This is a genomic window from Flavobacterium sp. RSP46 (assembly GCF_003984825.1).
GTDB lineage: Bacteria > Bacteroidota > Bacteroidia > Flavobacteriales > Flavobacteriaceae > Flavobacterium.
On sequence record NZ_RYDM01000003.1, the window covers coordinates 91,849 to 113,171 of the forward strand.

Below are 21,323 nucleotides of genomic sequence, written 5' to 3' on the forward strand. Positions count from 1 at the left end.
TTATGTTTTAAATTATTTTACACTATTTTATTTTTTTGCAAGAACTTAAGATGAACAGGAAACACTATAATTTTCTTTTCTGTAGGCGTTGGTTTTGAATACGATTCATATTCTGGATGTTCGGCAAATGGCGAATACAAAATTTCTAACCATTTTTTTAATTTTTCATTCCCTCCTTTTTCTACCTCCTCAATTATTTCCTGAGCAATATAATTTCTTAATACATACTTTGGATTTACGCGTTTCATTTCCATCTGGCGTTTCATTTCGTCAGATAATTCTCTTTTCAATCTTTGGTCATAAAGTGAAAGCCATAGTATCACTCTTGAGGTAGGAATTCCTAAACCGTACATAGTTTCTGAGCAAAGATATTCTCTGACTGATGAACGAATTACGGCTTTGCCATCTCCCATTCTGGAAAAAGAAGTTTTGCCTGATCCTTTAGTTTGTATTTCCCATCGCTTTCCATCAGAAGTTAAAATTTCGCACTAGGAAATTGCCCTGCCATCGCCTAACTGTCCGGCAAAGCTCCCAAATTGATGACCGGCATAACGGGTAGCAATTCTCTGCTCATTACTAATCTTGATTTAGCCATTTAACCATTTTTGTAAAATGGAATCACTAAGTGAATCCAGACCAAGTTCTTTTTTTAACACCGTTACATGAATAAGAGTAGGATCTTTTAATGGGGTAAGCGCAACATGTTCATGCAAAAATGCAGGAAGTTTTTGGAAAGAATTATCAAATTAATAGCAACGTCGAACATGATGTTTGTTTAATATATTATTTTTTTGGAGGCAATCCAAATGCAACAGCCTCATGTTCAAAGTGCCCGTTATGAGCACCATCACAAAAAGGTTTATTTTTAGAAAGACCACAACGGCAAAGTGAAAGCATCTCTCGTCCTGCTAAATCATATACATTCCCATTTTTATCTACAATCTCAAAGTCATTTTCTATTCTCAGGGAACCATTATTGTTTACTGTAATTTTTGTTTTAGCCATAATTATTTTTGTGAGCGTAAATATTAAATCTATTTTATTTATTAAAACAAATGTCTTTCTGCATGATAAGATGATCTTATTAATGGTCCGCTTTCAACAAAACGAAAACCCTTGTTCATGCCTATTTCTTTATACTTTGCAAATATTTCTGGCTTAATAAATTCTATAACGAGTAAATGGTTTTTAGTAGGCTGCATATACTGGCCAATAGTTAATATATCAACACCAACGCTTCTCAAGTCGTCCATAGTTTCATATATTTCTTCTTCTGTTTCACCTAAACCCAACATGATACCTGATTTAGTTTTCATCCCAGCTTCCTTTAATCTTTTGAGAACCTCAAGGCTTCTGTCATACTTTGCCTGTACCCTAACTTCTTTCGTTAATCTGCGTACGGTTTCAAGATTATGTGAAACTATTTCGGGATGTACATTAATAACTCGCTGCAGGTTTTCCCATTTACCCTGAAAATCCCCAATAAGCGTTTCCATGGTAATTCCCGGGCATGCTTTTCTTACTTCATTTACGGTTTCTTCCCATATCATAGAACCACCATCTTTCAAGTCATCTCTATCAACCGAAGTTATTACGGCATGTTTCAACTTCATTAGGCGAATAGATTCGGCCACCATCTTAGGTTCCTCCGGATCAGCAGGCAGAGGTTTACCAGTATGTACATTACAAAATCCGCAGGATCTTGTACAGGTATTCCCCAATATCATAAAGGTAGCCGTTCCATTTCCCCAACATTCACCCATGTTAGGACAACTGCCGCTTTCACATATCGTATGTAGTTTATGTTCGGATACTATTTGTCTTACTTCGGCATATTCTTTTCCTGTGGGTAATTTTACACGAAGCCAATCTGGCTTTTTAGTATATTTACTTTCTTCTTCAATTATTTCTGACATAATCTAAATTTTAACCAATATTAATTTTTTATTTTATTACATTGGTATTATAATTCCCCATAGCATGATAGTTTTATCATCACCGGTTGAAATCAAATAATTATTAAAATCACTCCATAAAAGTTTATTTACCGAATGGGTATGGCCTCCGTGTTGAGACTTATCTATTCGATAGGGTAGTTCAAAGTTTTCTGCATCCCATATTTTAATTGTTTTATCTCTGCTACCCGTAGCAAAAAACTTTTTATCAGGACTGAAAACGATGCTGTAAATAGCGTAATTATGGGCAGGAATATGATGGATCAACGCATAATCGTTTTCAATATCCCATACATTCAAATAGGCATCTCTAGAACCAGACAAAAGGTATTTCCCGTTTGGATGATAGCGTACTGTATTTACCGAAAAATCATCAAGATGCCCCTTAAGGATTTTCTTTTCTTCATAGGTTTCAAAATCAAAAATTCGAATAGAACCATCACCGCATCCAATAGCTGCTTCTTTCAAAATAATATTAAAATCGATGCTACGGATATTTTTATCACAAAGTTTTAGAGCTGTTATCAATGAGAAATCATTGATTGACCAAACTGAAAGTGTACCGTCACCAGCTAAAACCCAAAAGCATTCTGTTTCTGGTAAATATTGGATATCAAAAATGTATTCCTTATGAAGCTGTAATAGTTTTATTTCCTTATTTTCTTTTAAGTCAATAACATGAATACCTCCTAATGACTGACCGATAAGTAATATATTTCTATCGGGAACATATTTCAATGCCATGGCTTTGGCAGGTAATTTCGCAACAACTTTGTTTTGTTGCTGGTCTTTCATATTCCATTCTACTACAAGGTTATCACTGCTGCCAGAGTAAAAAAGATGAGCTTCATGAGCAAATTCTAATGTGTAAATAGCACCTCCGTGTCCATTAAATTGACCTGTTTTTTCTATTTGTATTTTTGTAAGTGCAGTTATCATATAAGATGCATAAATTCTTTTTTGTGTAGTAATTCTTCTATTGTTTCTCTGTAATCCGGATCATCTACGCAGCAATCTACCGGACAAACTGCGGCACATTGTGGTTCATCATGAAAACCGACACACTCGGTACATTTATCAGTTACGATATAATAAAAATCCATAGAAACAGGCGTATTGGGAGTATCAACATCAACGGTATTACCTGAATTTTGTCCTGTGTAAAAGCCTTTGAGTGCGGTGCCGTCTGCATATCTCCATTCATCACCACCTTCATAAATTGCATTATTGGGGCATTCAGGCTCGCATGCTCCACAATTTATACACTCCTCTGTTATCATTATTGCCATAGTAATGAATTTTAGTAATCAAGATTTAATTTAATAATTTATTTAGCGCTTCCTTCTATAATATTTTGTAACACTCCGGAAACATCTTTTTCATTTTTCATCATGTCTGCCATAGTTACCTTATCTAGTAATTTATCCAGTGTAGCCTGCATCATTGACCATAATGATCGGATGGAGCAGTCTACAGAATTAGTGCATAAGGTCATTATTCCTGAATGACTATCACAGAATTTTTTATCGAACAACTTTCCGCTCAAAGCTTTTAATGTGTCATTTACTGTTATAGCGGCAGCAGGTTTTGCGAGTACATACCCACCCATGTGGCCTCTTGTACTGTTAATTAATCCCTTTATGCGAAGTAGTCGGGTTAATTTAGCAACATAGTTAATAGATAATCCTTCTGCTTCACTTAGCTGACGAATGCTTAGTCCTTTCTCATCTGTGCAACGGGTTATCCTTACCATTATTCTTAATCCATATTCTACCTGAGCTGTTATTTTCATAATTGTATTATTTAATTAGTTTGTGTATTTAATTTACTATTACAGACAAAGTTCGCAAATAAAAAAGTAGCTTACTATTGCAAATTTATTATAAACCATAAACACAAACTAAATAGACACAAACTATTTAGTTTTTATCCTTACCTAAATCAGTATAACAACCGTATTTGCCTTGAGTAATATTTTCAAAATCTTTTGCAGAAATTGACGGCCCTGTATTACTGCATTCGTTGTTAAAAATAGTCACCAATTGGCTGGCAATACTTTCTGCTGTATGTCCGTCAATATCGGAACGTTTAAAAATTGCAACTGGCTCACCATTTCTAAAAAGGGCAATGTGGGGTGAAGAGGTGTGATGATTTGCAAGATATTTATTCCTGTACCAGTCAATTGCATCTTTTTCCATTCCGCCAAACAGCGTGTAAAGCTCATCAGGGATACTACTGTTTTGCAACGCCATCATTACTCCTGGTCGTCCACTACCTGCCGAACAACCGCATACAGAGTTGATTACAACAAGTATCGTTTTGTCATCATTTCTGTCTAATGCCTTATCTACATCTTCAGGGGTTAATAATTCTTTGCAACCTACAGCTGTTAGTTCCTCTCTCATGGGCTGAACATAAACGGCATCATAGCTGGGTTGTTGCGTGATTTTGGTTAAATTAGATTGTTCCATTTTTTTAATGATTAATTTTGTTATTGTTTAATTTACATCATTCCAGTTTCAAATTTAGCCGTCTCGCTCATCATGTCTTTTGACCAAGCGGGATCCCAAGTTACTTCTACATTAGAGCTGCTAACTCCAGGAATATTCCTAATCTTTTCTTCCACTTCTGGAGGAAGTGTTCCCGCTACCGGACATGAAGGGGAGGTTAGTGTCATTATGGTATGCACATTGGCTTCATCATCAATGTTGATTCCATATACCAATCCTAAATCATAAATATTGGTAGGTATTTCTGGGTCGAAACAGGTTGTTAGAACCTCTATGACTTTTATTTCCAATGCTATTTTAGCTGCTATTTCCATTTTTTAATTGTTAGTTGTTAGTCTTTACAGCTTTAATGTCTTTTACGCATTCCATTACTTTTAGGGCTAAGTCTTTAAATATTTTGCTTTCAATCGTATTTTCATTTAATGCTGCTGGCGCTCCAACATCTCCTGCTTCCCGTATTCTTGTTATTAAAGGAATTTGACCCAATAGTGGAACATTCATTTCTTCTGATAATTTTTTTGCACCATCCTTTCCAAATATGTACTCTTTTTTATCAGGATTACCTTCCGGTATATAGTATGCCATATTTTCAACCAATCCAAGCACCGGAACATTAACCATTGGCATCCTGAACATATCGATACCTTTTCTGGCATCAGCCAAAGCTACTTCTTGTGGTGTACTAACTACAATAGTACCTGTAAGCGGAATTTTATCTACCAGCGTAAGATGAATATCACCTGTGCCTGGCGGAAGATCCACAAGCAGATAATCTAAATTACCCCAATCTGCATCCTGAAATAATTGAATAAGGGCTTTGGAAACCATAGGTCCACGCCATGGAAGTGCCTGCGATGCTTCCGTAAAAAAACCAATAGATAAAACTCCTACTCCATGAGATACAATTGGTTCTATTAGATTTCGACCAGAATCATTGGAAACTTCAGGCTTTCTATTCACTAAGTCAAACATGAGTGGCATTGATGGCCCATAAATATCGGCATCTAATAAGCCCACTTTTGCACCTAATTGGCTTAATCCCACTGCAAGATTGGCGGAAACGGTAGATTTACCTACACCACCTTTCCCGGAGGCAATAGCAATAATATGTTTAACACCAGGCAATATTGTTCTAAGTTCAGGAGCTCTATCCTTAAAACCAGGTAGGGCTTGCATATCTATATCCACCTTAATATCCGTACCTAATGCTTGCAAAAGGCTATCCATACAAGCCTCTTTTACTATCTTTTTACTATTCATAGTAGGGCTGCTAATCTTAACGACAAAGCTGATGATGTTCCCTTCAACATGAATATCATTCACTAATCCTAATTCAACAATACTTCTCTTGAGGTCAGGCTCAACGACGTTAGTCAGTATTTTTAGAATATCCTCTTTAGTTATTTCAGGCATGTCATTTATCAATTTAATAGTTAATTGTTTGTTTCCGTAAATTGCTTAAATTTATCAACAAGAAGCTGTTCTACTTTTCCCCTTACAGGTTCAATTTTAATTAACTCCGTTATTTCTGTTAAAAAAGCTTGTTTTAAAACTGATATAGCTTCTTTTTCAGATAAGCCTCTGGAACGCATATAATATAATGCCTCTTTATTTAATTGTCCAATGGTTGCCCCGTGACTGCATTTAACATCATCCGCAAAAATTTCCAACTGGGGTTTGCTATTCATCGAGGCGGTTTTTGATAATACAAGGCTATGGTTTTTCTGAAAAGCATTTGTTTTTTGAGCATCGGGTCGTACTATTATTTTACCATTAAATACTCCTTTAGCTTTATCTGCAAGAATTCCTTTGTACAATTCGTTGCTGTTACAATTCGGATACGCATGGTCTATAAAAGTTTGGTTGTCTATATGCTGCTTATTTATACCAACATAAAGTCCATAAAAATTAGTCATTGTTCCACTATCCTTTAAAATGGAGCTTAGGTTGTTCCTTACTAATTTTCCGCCCAAATCAACTACATAAGAGCTGTAGGTACTATCACGCATCTGCTCAACTTCTGTATTATTGATAAAAAATGCATTCTCACCTTCATCTTGAATTCTATAATGATCAACAATCGCATTTCTTTTTAGAACCAACTGTGTAACCGTATTCGTGAAATACGTTTGTTGGGAATTAGTGAGATGATGATACGTTTCAATAACCGTTAATTTACTATTTTCTCCGGCTACGATTATTTTTTGCGGACTGATAACTGTTGGCTCTTCTTCTGTATGTGCTATATTTAGTATATGAACAGGGCGATCCAGCACTAATCCATCAGGCACATAAATATAAATTCCATTGTGAGCGAAGGCAGTATTTAATACAACGAAGGAATTCATTTCTTTAATTGCCCATTTCGACAGGTATTCAGAAACCGTTTCTTTTGTAAGCCTATCTTCTCTCAAACTAGAAGGAATATCCTGCACTATGATTTTTTGCGATAATTCATCTTTTGATGAAAGTAATTTATTGTATTTACCGTTCACAAAAACTAGCAGGTATGCATCCAACCCTTCAAAAAGAAAAGGCTTAATATCTTCTGTTGTAATGTCAACCAGTTTTGGCTGCTGGTATGTTGGCTGAAGTAACTCGGCAACATTGGTATATTTCCAATCCTCATTTCTTCTGGTTGGAAAATCTACGTTATTGCCAAATCGTTGAATAGCAACTTTCTGGAGACTATGCATTACATTATTTTTCTGTCCATTTAATGAATTTTCATAAAGACGGAATAGTTCAATAAACTTTCCCCTGTTATCATTTTTATCTGGTGTATTTTGAATTTTCATGCTTATCTTTTTAAGATATTGTTAATGTTGCTACTTCTTCTTTAATCCAGTCGTATCCCTTTTCTTCCAGCTGTAATGCTAAATTTTTGTCGCCCGATTTAACGATTTGTCCATTGTATAACACATGCACAAAATCAGGGATAATGTAATCGAGTAAACGTTGGTAGTGTGTAATTACTATAAAAGCATTGTCCTTTGTTTTTAGTTGATTAACACCATTGGCAACTATTTTAAGCGCATCAATATCAAGCCCTGAATCAGTTTCATCCAACACGGCAAGTCTTGGTTCTAAAACAGCCATTTGTAAAATTTCATTGCGCTTTTTTTCTCCGCCCGAAAATCCCTGATTTAGAGAACGGCTTAAAAAACCATCTTCCATCTCCACCATTTTTGCCTTCTCTTTAATATATTTTAGCATTTCGGTTGCACTCAAATCCGTCTTTTCTTGATGTTTTCTAACAGCATTAATGGTATGTTTAAGAAAGTTTGCAGTGCTTACACCCGGTATTTCTATCGGGTATTGAAATGCCTGAAATATACCTTCCTTGGCACGTTCATCTACTGATAATTCGAGGAGGTCTTTCCCCATATAGGTAATACTACCCTCAGTGATTTCATACCCTTCTCGACCTGCTAAAACGTGTGCCAGCGTACTTTTACCACCACCGTTTGGTCCCATTATAGCGTGTACTTCGCCAGCATTTATTTGAAGGTTAATACCATTCAATATTTTTTTTCCTTCAATTTCTGCGTGTAAATTTTTTATTATTAACATGAGTTCTGTTTTTTTATTTAATTATTTTATCCAACACTACCTTCTAAACTTACAGCAAGCAATTTTTGTGCTTCCACTGCAAATTCCATTGGTAATTCTTTAAACACATCCTTGCAATACCCATTAACAATAAGATTAATGGCATCCTCCATTTTTAATCCTCTTTGCATACAGTAATAAAGTTGATCTTCACCTACTTTAGAAGTTGTGGCTTCGTGTTCAATTTGAGCTGTATCATTGTCAATTTCGAGATAAGGGAAAGTATGCGCACCACATTTATCTCCCATTAATAAGGAATCACATTGTGAAAAATTCTTGGCATTTTCCGCATTTTTTCCTACTTTAACCAAACCTCTGTACGAGTTATTGCTTTGACCTGCTGAGATACCTTTGGAAATAATAGTACTGCTGGTGTTTTTACCAATATGCCACATCTTAGTTCCTGTATCCGCTTGTTGTAAATTATTTGTAACTGCAACAGAATAAAACTCACCCGTTGAATAGTCACCTTTTAAAATGCAACTTGGATATTTCCAAGTAATGGAAGAACCTGCTTCTACTTGTGTCCAACTGATTTTTGATCTTACACCTGCGCACAATCCTCTTTTAGTTACGAAGTTATAAATGCCTCCTTTTCCGTCTTTATCTCCCGGATACCAGTTTTGGATAGTGGAATATTTGATTTGAGCATCGTCAAACGCTATGAGTTCAACCACTGCAGCATGCAATTGATTTTCATCTCTTGTAGGAGCAGTGCATCCTTCCAAATAGCTAACATAACTGCCTGCTTCGGCCACAATTAATGTTCTTTCAAATTGGCCTGATCCCTCGGCATTGATACGGAAGTAAGTTGAAAGTTCCATCGGACACCTAACCCCTTTTGGAATGTAACAAAACGAACCATCTGTGAACACGGCGGAATTAAGTGCAGCATAAAAATTATCAGTAGAAGGAACAACCATTCCTAAATATTTTTTTATTAGCTCAGGATGTTCTTTTACGGCATCACCAAACGAGCAAAAGATAATTCCTAATTTGGATAATTCTTCTTTGAAGGTAGTTATCACTGATACACTGTCAATTACGATATCAACGGCAACACCTGTTAATCGTTTTTGTTCTCCTATTGAAATACCTAATTTCTCAAACGTTTTCAATAATTCAGGATCTGCCTCATCCAAGCTGTTGAGTATTTTTTTTTGTTTTGGAGCAGCATAATAAATGATGTCCTGATAATTTACTGGTGGATATTTCACATTCGGCCATTTGGGTTCTGTCAGGGTCTCCCAATGCCTAAATGCTTCTAAACGCCAGTCAAGTAGCCATTGCGGCTCCTCTTTTTTAAAAGATATTAATCGAATAGTATCTTCATTTAAACCTTTTGGAATAAGTTCAGTATCAATATTACTGGTAAATCCATATTTGTAATCACTCTTGGTGTAATCTTCAAGAGTTGCTGTGGACGCTTCTTTGCTCATGATTTTAGCTATTAAATTTAAATCTTCTCTGCAAAGATAAACGAAGTTATTTATTATGTACTAAAAAGTATAAATTAATTTATACTAAAAAGTATAATAATATTACGTGACTATAAATATGAGTTTATTTAGATATATAGGCAACATAAGAATAGCTACTTTATTTGAATATTCATCCATTTTTTGGTATAAACAATATATATAGAGGAGTGGGATTTGGATTTCAAAATGGATATATTGCAGCCTTACCTATTTTAGGAAAAGCTGGACTGAAAACTCTGGGTCGTAATAATCAACATTGTTAAAACCTGCATTTAAACGAAGGTTTTACGGTACTGTCCAAAATTTGAGATTTTTCATTCTATAATAAATTAGGCAAAGAAAATAATAATTTATGGCTACATTTGGAAAAAAATTAAAACTTAATATTTCTGAATATTGATGACACATACGCTTTTTAATCCTTTTAAGGATTTAAATTTTGACGAACATTTTTGCTTCCTTTCAGGAGCTTTGACAAATGAAAACATGAACGTTTTTCCAGTATGGCTGATGGATCATTTTAAATTAGGTAATGAAAGAATTGAGATGATGGATAAAACCAAATCTTATAATTATTCAGATCTTAAATTACCGTGTTCTTCCGAAGTGAAAACAGCTTTTGAGGAGCTGGATGTAAAAGTTGAGGCTGCGTATAAAAAAGGTTTTGAAGGCATGGCGTCACTCGATCAAGAGTTGCTTTTTCAATGGACAGGCAGAATGGTCTATGGTATGCTATACTACGAAATGCTTTATGAAAGAGACAGGCTGCTAAGGCAAGGTGAAGATTTTGAGCTTTCCGTCACTCTCAGGAAACGCTTTGGTTACTTCCATTTAATGCTACAATCCTTAATAGAACCGATTTCCTTCGTTGGAAAAAAACCATGGAGCATCGCCGTATTTCCACTTAAATATTCTGCCGACATTTTTAGCTATCGCAACGATGCAGTTAATTTAATGTTCTCATTTGGAGTCAATGAATTTGGTTTTATTGCATGTTTACAAGATAACGGCGTAATTGGGGAGAAGCAAAAAGAGATTCTCGATAAAATGGAAGGTCATGTTTTACATCCCATCCAGTTTGAAGAGTTGTACGCTAGGTTTCATTATTCAGATTATATATTACAGTACAAACCTGAATACAAAATTGAAAACCAAGACAATGGGATTGCTATAGAAGTTGAAACGGCTGGTAAGCAACCTCATTTCGGATTTTGGGATGAGGATATATATGCCCAATTGCTATCCAATTATTGGCAGGTTTACGGTATTGAAAAAGAGGATATTCTTAAATTTCAAATGCCGCCACTTAGCTTTCTTGAAAATCCGTATACCAAAGATTTTATTAATCCAGAATCTATTGACTTACCATTTTAACGGCTTAATAGCAAAAATTAGTTAGCCAACGCATAACCAATATTTAATGCCATTAAAAGTAAGTTTTTAGCTGTTTCTCTAAAGTAGTTGCACAAATTCTCATTATCTAAAATACAATCGGGATTTCCGGTAATTTTTTTATTTGAGTTAAAATTTATAATTGTAACCTAATCGAACTACCTGTGTTTCATTATAGTCAGTGCTGTTATAATTAAAATTCAGACCTTGAATTTGTTTCCTGATTACTAATGTATTTAAAATGTCGGTTGCATTTAGAAAGAATTCTCCTTTGCCATTTTGGACTGATTTTTTAATCCCTAAATCAATTGAAAATCGAGAAGCAATTTTTCCTTGCGGAATAATATCTGGCGCCAAATATATAGCGGTTACTTGAGCATCCACTTTTTTGGATAAGTGCAAGATATTGTTCCATTTAATATTTCCAGAAAAAATGTCTTGCTTCTCTGCCGAAAAAGTATTGGGAATTGGATATTTATTTTCAACAGCAAAAGCATTAATTTGATTGTGATACGCAATTAAGTTGAAGTTAAACGAGTACCATTTTGCAATCTCTTGTGAAAAGATCATTTCAATCCCAGTATTGAAACTTTTATTTGCATTTTGGAAAATAGCATAGATTAAATTGCTGTCTGGAACTGTCGATGCTATTCGAGTAATGGTAGCATTTGCAAAACGGTGGTACACTGCCGAATAGAAATATCCTTTTTTTAAGTTCGTTTTATAACCCAGTTCTAACAAATTGGTGAACTGCGGACGAAGTGCAGGATTCCCAACCTTTATTATTTCTGCATCATCGTATTTTGGAAATATTCTAATATCGACTTCATTTGGCCTGTCTACTCTACGATTGTAAAATAATGATATTTTATTGCTGTCATCAATTTTGTATGCCAATCGCACATTTGGAAAAGGTTGGGTATAGTTGTACCCGTCACTTTTATAGGTATTATGATCTGGATTGATATTGTATTGCAAATCGACATATTCTACTCGCAAACCCAGTTCTGCCTCAATTTTATTGTTTTCAAAAATATAATTTCCGTACACGGCCGGAATAATTTCTTTGTAAGTTGCTTGACCGCCAGCACCGCTATCTATGGGAGAATTTGCGCCGGGAAAGAACTGCATATTAGTTGGAATATCCCTTTTTCTGAATTTAAAACCGGTTTCAAATCTTCCATATTTTAAGGGTTTGATATAATCAATATTAAAGTCGGCTACTTTCTCCTCTGATAACAATTTGAAAGCATCTTTTCCGGTGTAGGTTGGCAGAATATTGTCAAAAAAATATTTTTCATCCTCTCTGTGAAAAGTATAATTTAAACCAATATTTAATAACCGTCCTGCTTCTTTAAACTTGTGCTGGTATGCCGCAGTAGCCATAGCGGTGGTTTTTAATTCATCTTCCAAAAATTGCCAAAGTCGCAATCGTTCCGAATAATTTTCATTGAAAAAGGGCTGATCTCCATTGTCAATGATTTTTTCGGTTCCAAACAGACCAGAAACGGTTAATGAATTTCGGTCATTAATATTCCAGTCAATTCCAGTTTTTAAAGTAGTAAAGTGCGTATTCCGATTTCTTTTGGTTTGTTGATTAATAATAGTTCCATCAGTGTAGGTTCGCGTTACAAACTCATTTTTATTGAGCGTTTCTGTATAAAGATAATCACCCTGAAAAAAAGCATTGATTTTGTTTTTACGATAATTAAGTGATAACGTCGGATTAATTTTTGGTGTTAATGAGTATTGCGGACGAATAGTTGGTAAATTTTCTTTTCTTTCCCACAGCGCACCTAGTCCAGAGGTAAAACCCACTTTTCCGTTGAATCCCTCTTTTTTATTTTTCTTGTAAATAATATTGATAATTCCAGCGTTTCCGTTGGCATCGTATTTTGCAGAAGGATTGTTAATGATTTCAATTTTTTCTATCGCAGATGCGGGTATATTATCTAAGCCCGATTGGTTTCCAAACCCTGTTAATGCGGTTTGTTTTCCGTCAATTAAAACGGTGACTTTATCATTGCCTCTAATTTGTACTTTCCCGTCTTGCACAGAAACACCAGGCAAATTTTGCATTGTTTGTAAAACAGAACCACCACTCTGACTGATATTATCTGCCACAGAGAAGGTTTTTTTGTCCATTTTCTGATTAATAAGTTCTTCCTTTGAAACGACCACAACTTCATTTAAAATAGTAGCATTATCTTCCAATTCAATGCTTCCCTCATCTAGAAATTCAGAAAGTGAACCTACATAAATAGGTTGGTTTTTTGTTTTGTATCCATCAAGTGTAAACTCTAGAAAGTAATTTCCAGGAACTACATTCGAAAATGAAAACCTACCCTCTTCATTGGTAACAGTTCCCGTAATCAAAACGTTATCCTTTGTGTTTTTCAAGAGTACATTTACATAAAGCAAAGTCTCTTTTGATGTTTTATCTTTTGTAATTCCGGATAGTGTGACCGCTTTGTTTTGTCCTAATAAATCTGAAATTGATAGTATTAGAAATGATACTAATAATATTGTTTTTATTGGCATATCTTAATTTTTATTCTTTATTTAAACGACAAAATTGCAATTGGAGTTTGAAGAAATATTGAATTTTAGAATTGAATTTCGAAAATGTGTAACTTATCTTTGTAACTATAAATAACTTCCCAATTGTTGTTCTCTACAATTTTATTAATTATTGATAAACCCAAACCGTTCCCTTTCGAGGATGGATTTACTTTAGAAAAACGTTCAAATAATTTATCTGTTTCGAGCGATTTTAATATACCCGTATTGGAAAAAACTAAAGCATTCTTATGCAATACAACATTGATGCTTCCATTAGCAACATTATGATTAATTGCATTCAGAAACAAATTACTGATCAAAACTTCAGATAAAAACAGATTCGTTTTAACAAATGTATTCGATTCTAAAGCAGTATTTATCTTAATATTTTTTGCTAATGCCTGTTCTATAAAAAAATCTAATTGATTTGTGATAACCTCATTCAAAAGAACCTCTTCAGGGATGTTATATTGTTTGTTTTCTATTTTTGATAAAAGCAACAGGTTTTTATTTAATCGGTTTAGCCTTGTTGTTGTATCATTTAATTTATCCAGTATTTCAAATTGTTCTTCCGATACATCGTCTCTTTGCAATAATGTTTCCAATTTTCCTTTAAAAATAGCAATTGGTGTTTGCAATTCGTGTGCCGCGTTCTCAATAAATTCTTTTTGGCTTTTATAAATGCGTGTGTTTTTTTCAATCAATTTATTTATTGCCTGATTGAGTCGATTGAATTCCTCAATAGTATTTACAACTAATTTTGGATGGGAACTTTTATCGATTTCAAATTTCTCAATTTGCTCGAGAGTGTCATAAAATGGTTTCCAAAGCCTAAGAGATAGCCTTTTAGTAATGATAAATAATCCAAATAAAAGAATTAAAATAATGATGGTAAACACCATTAAAATACTGACAATAAAATCCTTATTGTCAACTAGGTTTATTCTGGCAGAAAAAAGGTAGTGTTTATTATTAATTATAACTGGAGCATTTAGCACCCGATAGGGTTCGTTTTCTTTATCCAAATTATTATAATAACTATTGCTGAATAGTGTGTCTCTAGAAATTATTTTCTGAACTTTCTCTATTTTTATATCCCTATTCCATTTATTCCAAACTGCAACATCCTTGTCTTGTAATTGCGGCGCATACAATAACTCGAATTCCTCTTTTTGAAGTAGCAAGGCTTCATCTGTTTCATGTAGATACAGTAATTGAGTTATATAAAAGAATAATGGCGCTGCTGAAAGCATCACTATTAAAGAAAATAAAACATAATATTTTAGAGTAGTATGTAATAATTTTTTATTCATTGTTCCATTTGTAACCAATTCCATAAACTGATTTTATGTAATCATTGCTTCCGGCATCGTTTAGCTTTTTTTTCAAATTCTTGATGTGGGCATAAACAAAATCATGATTGTCCAGCATGTCCGCCATATCACCTGAAAGGTGTTCAGCTATGGCACTTTTAGACAAAACCTTGTTTTTATTTCCAATTAAAAACAATAATAAATCAATTTCTTTCTTGGTGCATTCTATTTTCTTCTCTCCAATTTTTACCGATTTTGCTAAAGTATCAATTTCTATTTCATTGAATTCAATTTTATTGTTTCCGTCGTATTTTTTTCTTCTAACCAAGGCCTGAATTCTGACCAACAACTCTGAAAGATGAAAGGGTTTCGTCAAATAATCATCTGCTCCAAGATTGAATCCCTCGATTTTGGTCTCTAACGTTTCTTTAGCCGAAATTATAATAATCCCCTCTGATTTGTTTAGTATTTTCAATTTCTTCAAAATGCTAAATCCATCACCACCCGGAAGCATTAGATCTACTAAAATACAATCATAATCATACATAATAATTTTGTCTAAAGCCGTTTGATACGTGCTTGCGGTTTCGCAATGAATATCATTTGTTTTTAGATAACTTTTTATGCTGTTCGCAATATCGATTTCGTCTTCGATGATTAGAATTTTCATGTTGCAAATTAACAATTCAATTTTGAATGAAATTTGAATTTAGGTATTAAATTGTTTTTTCTAAATTTAACTGAGTTATTCACTTATAAAATTCTGACAACTAATGCAGCTACATCAGACAGCGTGGTTGATTTTAAAAATTATTTTCTGTCATTACTGTAAATTTATGTTTTTTATTCTTCTACATTTTTCATTTTCATTAAAAGTGCATAAGCTCCTTTGATAACAATTCTTTCGTCTTTTAAATCGTCTGAAAGAATTTCAGTGAATTCATTTTCTGTCGCTCCTATTGTGACTTCTTTCATTTCAAATTGTTTATTTTGTTTGGCAATAAAGATATAATTCTTATTTTCATAATTTACAATAGCATCAGATGGCAGTACATTTGATTGCTGACTTTTTAATTCTATTTCGGCATTCATATACATGCCCGGTAAAAGTGTTTTATCATAATTTATAAAATGGCAGTGTATTTCAGTGCTGCGGTTTTCTGAAAAATCTTTACCTATCAAAATAATTTGGCAAGGATATTTTTTCTCGGGATTGGTATTAGTATAAGCCAATACCGATTGACCAATAGCCAATTTATTGATGTCTTTTTCAAATACGGTTAAGGCCAAATGAATATCCGATGGATTTACAATCTCGAATAAAACATCGCTCGGGTTTACATACTTGCCAATATTTACATTTACCTTAGCTACATAACCACTTATTGGCGAGTATACATTGATGCTTTTTGAAATGTTTTTTGTTGAAACATTATTCGGATTTATCCCTGCAAATTTTAATTTCTCGCCATACGATTGCACCATTACAAATAGTGAGTTGTATTCTGATTGTGCTTGTTGATACACTTTATCGCTGCTGGCTTTGCTTTGGTTGAGTTCTTTTTGTCTTTCAAATTCGGCTTTTGCATACCCAATTTTTGCTTTCGCCAAAAGGTAATCTTCCTGCAGTTGAATGTATTGTTGGTCTTCTACAACGCACAAAACCTGCCCTTTGGTAACATGCATTCCTTCTAACAATTTGGTGTATTTTAAATAACCGCCCATTGGAACACTAATGGAAACTAAGCTTTGAGGCGGCACATCTATTTTACCATTTAATTTTAAGGTAGATGAAATTTGTTTTTGTGTGATTTTTCCAGTTTCAATACCTGCATTTTTTATTTGTGCATCGGTAAGAGTTGTCGTGTTTTCGATAGTTGGATTAGCTTCGGTTTCGCTTTCCGTTTTCTTGTTTCCACAAGAAGAAAGGAATACTATTGCCAATATTGTAATAATTGTATTTTTAATCATGATAGTATTTTTATTTTGGTATTTGTGAATTTTCGATTCTTTTTCATAATTTAAAATTAAGGTTTTTATTCTTAACTTTTTATGCGGGTAAAGTTAGCAAGTCCAGTCATATGTAATTCGCATATCATCATTGGCGCTTGCGACTCCAATTACGATCATGCTCCTTTCATAATTAAACTATTTTAATTAGTTAAAGCATTGATTTCAATAACAGCGGTGTTTAATTTTTTAACTGCTTCGATGTATCTGCTTTGAATTTCGGTACCTTGATTAATAAGCATTACCCATTCCATATAATTAATGTCACCATTGATAAATTTATCATTAGCAGCTTTAGTTACTAAATCAACATTTTTTAAAGCTTGACTCTCGTAATAGGCGATAGTTTCTTTGTGTTTTTTATATTCCTGGACTAATTCCTGGTTCTTGCTTTCCAGTTTTAGTTTTTCATTATTTAAATTATTTTCGGCTATTTGCGTATTTATCTCTAAAGCCTTTTTCCTGTTATTTATTGCTGTATTAAATAATGGAAGCGCCACTCCTAATTGTCCGTAAACACCATTATTACTGTCTTGAAATACAGTATTTGTTTTGAAAGTCTGGTAATAAACACCACCAATTAATTCCGGTAATTTTTTAGATTTTTCAAGTGAAACTTCTGCTTTACTGCTATTCACTTCTTGCTCAAATAATTTCACACTGGGTTGATTGCTAATAGCATTTGTATCTGAATTTTTAATGAAATCCATTTTAAATTTATTTGAAACTGGGACAAAGTCTTTATCCGTATTAAGTAAATACTTGAATTGTGATTGAATTATTTTGTAATCACTTTGTAATTCCAAAAGTTGAATTTTTATTTGTCCAGATTGGTTTTCAGCGGTTGCTTTTTCTAATATATTGCTTTCGCCTTTATCAAACCGAAGCGTTGAGATCCTTAAAAAATCAGAATATATACTATCGCTTTTTAGCAACAGCTTTTCCTTTTCTTTTAGATACATCATTTCGTAAAACACGATTGTTACCTGTCTGGTCAATTGCTTTCTTTGCAAAGCTTCGTTCCATTGTCCTTTTTTGGCTTCTTCTATTAAAAGTTGTTTCTGTCTTTTATAAACGGTTGGGAATTTTATGCTTTGCGAAACACCAATTTTCACATCATTTACAGTGCTGTTAAACTGACCATATTCGCTTATAATTCCCGTGTTGGAAATATCATAACCTGTGTTTTCCATTATTTGCAAGTACTCTGAATTCAGTTTTTCATTTTTAATTTTGATATTGTTTAAAAGAGCTGTTTCAATCGCGCGCTCTATTGAAATTTTTTCCTGAGCATTGGTACTTTGAAAAGAAAAGAACAATCCCAATACCAGGATAGTCGTAATTGATTTTATCTTTTTGGGTTGTAATTTAATTCCTTTTTCAAACATGATATATAAAATTGGTAAAACAAATAGAGTTAAGAATGTTGCAACCAACAGACCTCCGATGACAACAGTTGCCAATGGTTTTTGTACCTCTGCACCAGAACCATTGCTTAATGCCATGGGTAAAAACCCTAATGATGCTACAAATGCAGTCATTAAAACGGGGCGTAATCGTATTCTAGTTCCTTGCAAAACAATCGCTTTTAAATCGGTTTCCCCCGATTTTCGAATGCTGTTGAATTCTGCAATTAACACCAATCCATTCAGAACCGCTACACCAAATAAAGCAATAAAACCAACTCCGGCACTGATGCTAAACGGCATTCCTCGCAATGCTAAAAAGAAAATACCTCCAATTGCCGATAGTGGAATTGCCGAATAAATCAACAGTCCTTGTCTTACGGAATTGAACGCAAAATAGAGCAAAATAAATATTAATAGTAATGAAACTGGAACCGCAATCATCAAACGATTTTTGGCTTCGTTTAAGTTTTCAAAAGCACCGCCATACGTAGGATAGTATCCCGCAGGAAATTTTATTTGAGCTTCGACTTTACCTTGTAGTTCTTTTACAATACTTTGTACATCACGGCCTCGTACATTAAAACCAACTACAATTCTACGTTTGGCATCTTCCCTTTGTATTTGATTCGGTCCTTCGATAATTTCAACTTTAGCTAATTGAGATAAAGGAATTTGCAAACCAGTTGCCGTTGGAATTAATAAATTTTGAACATCTGCCAAATCCTGACGTTTTTCGCCTTCTAAGCGAACTACTAAATCAAATCGTTTTTCACCTTCATAAACAACCCCTGTGCTTTGTCCTGCAAATGCGGTATTTACAATTCGATTGATATCCTGAATGTTTAAGCCATATTGTGCAATGGAAGCTCTGTTGTAGTCAATTACTACTTGTGGCATTCCGGTAACGGTTTCTACATAAAGATCGGAAGTTCCCTCTACGGTACTTACAATTTTACCTAACTTATTGGCGTATAACGCTAACGTATCTAAGTTTTCTCCAAATATTTTACAGACCACATCTTGCCTAGCACCAGTCATCAATTCATTAAAACGCATTTGAACCGGATATTGAAAACCAAAGGAAACTCCAGGAACAGCTTCCAATTCCTTGGCCATTTTTGCTGATAATTCGTCAAAAGTTGTGGCAGAAGTCCATTCGCTTTTGTTCTTTAAAATGATCATCATGTCGCTTGCATCAATTGGCATTGGATCGGTAGGCACTTCGCTACTTCCTGTTTTGCCTACAATTTTCTCCACTTCGGGAAATTTTTCTATTAATATTTTTGCACCTTGTGAAATAGCTGTCATTGAAGTTTGCAAATTACTTCCCGGCAAAACCCTAGTTTCTACTGCAAAATCTCCTTCTTCTAACGAGGGCATAAATTCACCACCCATAAACGAAAGTGTAATCAGCGCTAAAACAAACAATCCTAATGTTACAGCAATAATTGTTCTTGGAATTCCCAATGCTTTGTTCAAAATGGGTTGATAAAAATTTTCTAATTTTTCCATCATTCGATCTGAAAAAGTTTTTTTGTGGGATATTTTTTTATTTAAAAATAGAGCGGTCATCATCGGAACATAAGTCAATGACAATATAAAAGCGCCAAACAGAGCAAATGCAATGGTTTGTGCCATTGGTAAAAACATTTTCCCTTCGATACCGCGCAACGTAAAAATGGGAATGTATACGATCAATATAATCAATTCCCCAAAAACGGAAACATTACGCATTTTTATTGACGTTTTTAGTACGGTGTTATCCATTTCTTGTTGTGAAATTTGAGCAGTTTTCCTGCTGTGCAAACTAAACAAACACGCTTCAACAATAATAACAGCACCATCTACAATCAATCCGAAATCTAATGCCCCTAAACTCATTAAATTACCGCTCACCCCAAATATGTTCATCAATATGACCGCTATCAACATAGCCAAAGGAATAACTGACGCCACAATTAATCCTGCTCGTATGTTTCCTAAAAAGAAAATAAGAACAAAGAGAACGATTAATGCACCTTCTAATAAATTTTTTTCGACCGTCGAAATAGAATTATTTACCATTTTGGTGCGGTCTAGAAAAGGTTCCAGAATAACACCTTCGGGTAATGTTTTTTCAATTTGTGCAATACGATCCTTAATTTTTTTAATAACCACATTACTGTTGGCTCCTTTTAACATCATTACTACTGCACCCGAAACTTCACCAGATTGAACCTCTTTTTTGTGAAATGTCATTGCTCCGTAACGGATAGCACTACCAATGCGAACTTCAGCTACATCACGAATAAACAAAGGACTACCGTTATTAGTGTTTTTAATAGCAATATCTTTTATGTTTTCGATAGTATTAATTAATCCCTCACTGCGGATGTATAAAACTTTAGGCCCTTTTTCAATGTAAGCACCACCCGTATTTTGATTGTTTTTTTCTAATGCAGTAAAAACATCTGTAATAGTGATATTATAGGATTGCAATTTATTTGGGTCAACGGCTATTTCAAATTGTTTCAATTTTCCACCAAAACTGCTCACTTCCGCCACACCTTCAACGCTCAATAACTGCCGGCGAACAATCCAATCTTGAATGGTTCTTAACTCCGTGATATCGTATTTTTTTTCATAACCGGGTTTGGTTCGTACAACATATTGATAAATTTCGCCTAGTCCTGTTGTCACTGGTGCAAGAACTGGATCTCCAATACCGGTGGGAATTTGGTCTTTTACAGCACTTAATCGTTCTGTTACTTGCTGTCTTGCCCAGTACACATCGGTTGCATCGTTAAAAACAATGGTAACCACTGATAAACCAAAACGAGAAAAACTACGAATTTCTTTCAGTCCAGGAATATTACTGTTGGCTTGTTCAATCGGAAAAGTAATCAGTCTTTCAATATCGGTCGCACCCAGTGATGGTGCAGAGGTAATTACCTGGACTTGATTATCTGTAATATCAGGAACGGCATCAATTGGTAATTTGGTAAATTGATAACTCCCATATCCGATGAGAGCCACAATGAAAAGACCAATAATGAGTTTGTTTTTGATTGAAAACTCAATAATTTTATTTAGCATAATT

At 34.2% G+C, this 21,323-nt stretch carries 17 protein-coding genes and 1 pseudogene; 1 reads left to right on the plus strand and 17 read right to left on the minus strand.

The genetic code is table 11. The annotated features are described in order from the left end of the window. Positions 1-17: 17 nt before the first annotated feature. From EKM01_RS14925 to sufB, 12 genes and pseudogenes are all read right to left on the minus strand, one after another. Positions 18-587 (minus strand): annotated as a pseudogene (locus EKM01_RS14925) (protein adenylyltransferase SelO family protein). A 196-nt stretch (positions 588-783) separates the two neighbouring features. Next, complete coding sequence (locus EKM01_RS06680; protein WP_126462374.1) at positions 784-1,005, minus strand: CDGSH iron-sulfur domain-containing protein; 222 nt, start codon at positions 1,003-1,005, stop codon at positions 784-786. A 41-nt stretch (positions 1,006-1,046) separates the two neighbouring features. Further along, the gene (gene lipA / locus EKM01_RS06685; RefSeq protein WP_126577028.1) at positions 1,047-1,916 is read right to left on the minus strand and encodes a lipoyl synthase; all 870 of its coding nucleotides are present in this window, start codon (positions 1,914-1,916) and stop codon (positions 1,047-1,049) included. Positions 1,917-1,952: 36 nt separating this feature from the next. Then, complete coding sequence (locus tag EKM01_RS06690) at positions 1,953-2,894, minus strand: WD40 repeat domain-containing protein (protein ID WP_126554209.1); 942 nt, start codon at positions 2,892-2,894, stop codon at positions 1,953-1,955. Next, on the minus strand, positions 2,891-3,244 hold the full coding sequence (locus tag EKM01_RS06695; RefSeq protein ID WP_126462383.1) for a 4Fe-4S dicluster domain-containing protein: 354 nt from the start codon (positions 3,242-3,244) through the stop codon (positions 2,891-2,893). The genes EKM01_RS06690 and EKM01_RS06695 overlap by 4 nt, the downstream gene beginning before the upstream one ends. 38 nt (positions 3,245-3,282) lie before the next feature. Next, a complete protein-coding gene (locus tag EKM01_RS06700; protein ID WP_126554207.1) occupies positions 3,283-3,747 on the minus strand; it encodes an Rrf2 family transcriptional regulator in 465 nt (154 codons plus the stop codon). A gap of 127 nt (positions 3,748-3,874) precedes the next feature. Further along, a complete protein-coding gene (locus EKM01_RS06705) occupies positions 3,875-4,426 on the minus strand; it encodes a BrxA/BrxB family bacilliredoxin (protein ID WP_126554205.1) in 552 nt (183 codons plus the stop codon). A 32-nt stretch (positions 4,427-4,458) separates the two neighbouring features. Next, entirely contained in the window at positions 4,459-4,779 is a 321-nt protein-coding gene (locus EKM01_RS06710; RefSeq protein ID WP_126462392.1) for an iron-sulfur cluster assembly protein, read from the minus strand. Positions 4,780-4,789: 10 nt separating this feature from the next. Continuing rightward, positions 4,790-5,878 carry an Mrp/NBP35 family ATP-binding protein gene (locus EKM01_RS06715; RefSeq protein ID WP_126767511.1) on the minus strand — a complete coding sequence of 363 codons (1,089 nt, stop codon included), beginning with the start codon at positions 5,876-5,878 and terminating at the stop codon, positions 4,790-4,792. A gap of 20 nt (positions 5,879-5,898) precedes the next feature. Next, on the minus strand, positions 5,899-7,263 hold the full coding sequence (sufD, locus tag EKM01_RS06720) for a Fe-S cluster assembly protein SufD (RefSeq protein ID WP_126462398.1): 1,365 nt from the start codon (positions 7,261-7,263) through the stop codon (positions 5,899-5,901). 10 nt (positions 7,264-7,273) lie between these two features. Further along, on the minus strand, positions 7,274-8,038 hold the full coding sequence (gene sufC, locus EKM01_RS06725) for a Fe-S cluster assembly ATPase SufC (protein WP_126554198.1): 765 nt from the start codon (positions 8,036-8,038) through the stop codon (positions 7,274-7,276). A gap of 26 nt (positions 8,039-8,064) precedes the next feature. Continuing rightward, on the minus strand, positions 8,065-9,516 hold the full coding sequence (sufB, locus tag EKM01_RS06730) for a Fe-S cluster assembly protein SufB (RefSeq protein ID WP_126561984.1): 1,452 nt from the start codon (positions 9,514-9,516) through the stop codon (positions 8,065-8,067). Positions 9,517-9,957: 441 nt separating this feature from the next. Here sufB and EKM01_RS06735 point away from each other — a divergent pair, with 441 nt between their 5' ends. Continuing rightward, positions 9,958-10,932 (plus strand): hypothetical protein, encoded by a 975-nt coding sequence (locus tag EKM01_RS06735; RefSeq protein WP_126767514.1) that lies wholly within the window; start codon positions 9,958-9,960, stop codon positions 10,930-10,932. A gap of 147 nt (positions 10,933-11,079) precedes the next feature. On the opposite strand, the gene EKM01_RS06740 is transcribed toward EKM01_RS06735, so the two are convergent. The 5 genes from EKM01_RS06740 to EKM01_RS06760 form a co-directional block, all read right to left on the minus strand. Beyond that, a complete protein-coding gene (locus EKM01_RS06740; protein ID WP_126564013.1) occupies positions 11,080-13,491 on the minus strand; it encodes an outer membrane beta-barrel protein in 2,412 nt (803 codons plus the stop codon). Between the two features lie 65 nt (positions 13,492-13,556). After that, positions 13,557-14,849, minus strand: a complete 1,293-nt coding sequence (locus EKM01_RS06745) for a HAMP domain-containing sensor histidine kinase (RefSeq protein WP_126767517.1) — start codon at positions 14,847-14,849, stop codon at positions 13,557-13,559. Then, a complete protein-coding gene (locus tag EKM01_RS06750) occupies positions 14,818-15,495 on the minus strand; it encodes a response regulator transcription factor (protein ID WP_126456009.1) in 678 nt (225 codons plus the stop codon). The genes EKM01_RS06745 and EKM01_RS06750 overlap by 32 nt, the downstream gene beginning before the upstream one ends. Before the next feature lie 173 nt (positions 15,496-15,668). Continuing rightward, positions 15,669-16,796: an efflux RND transporter periplasmic adaptor subunit gene (locus tag EKM01_RS06755; RefSeq protein ID WP_126767519.1), complete on the minus strand. Its 1,128-nt coding sequence runs from the start codon at positions 16,794-16,796 to the stop codon at positions 15,669-15,671. 182 nt (positions 16,797-16,978) lie between these two features. Beyond that, positions 16,979-21,319, minus strand: coding sequence for a CusA/CzcA family heavy metal efflux RND transporter (locus EKM01_RS06760; RefSeq protein ID WP_126767522.1), 4,341 nt, complete (start codon positions 21,317-21,319; stop codon positions 16,979-16,981). Between the last annotated feature and the right edge of the window lie 4 nt (positions 21,320-21,323).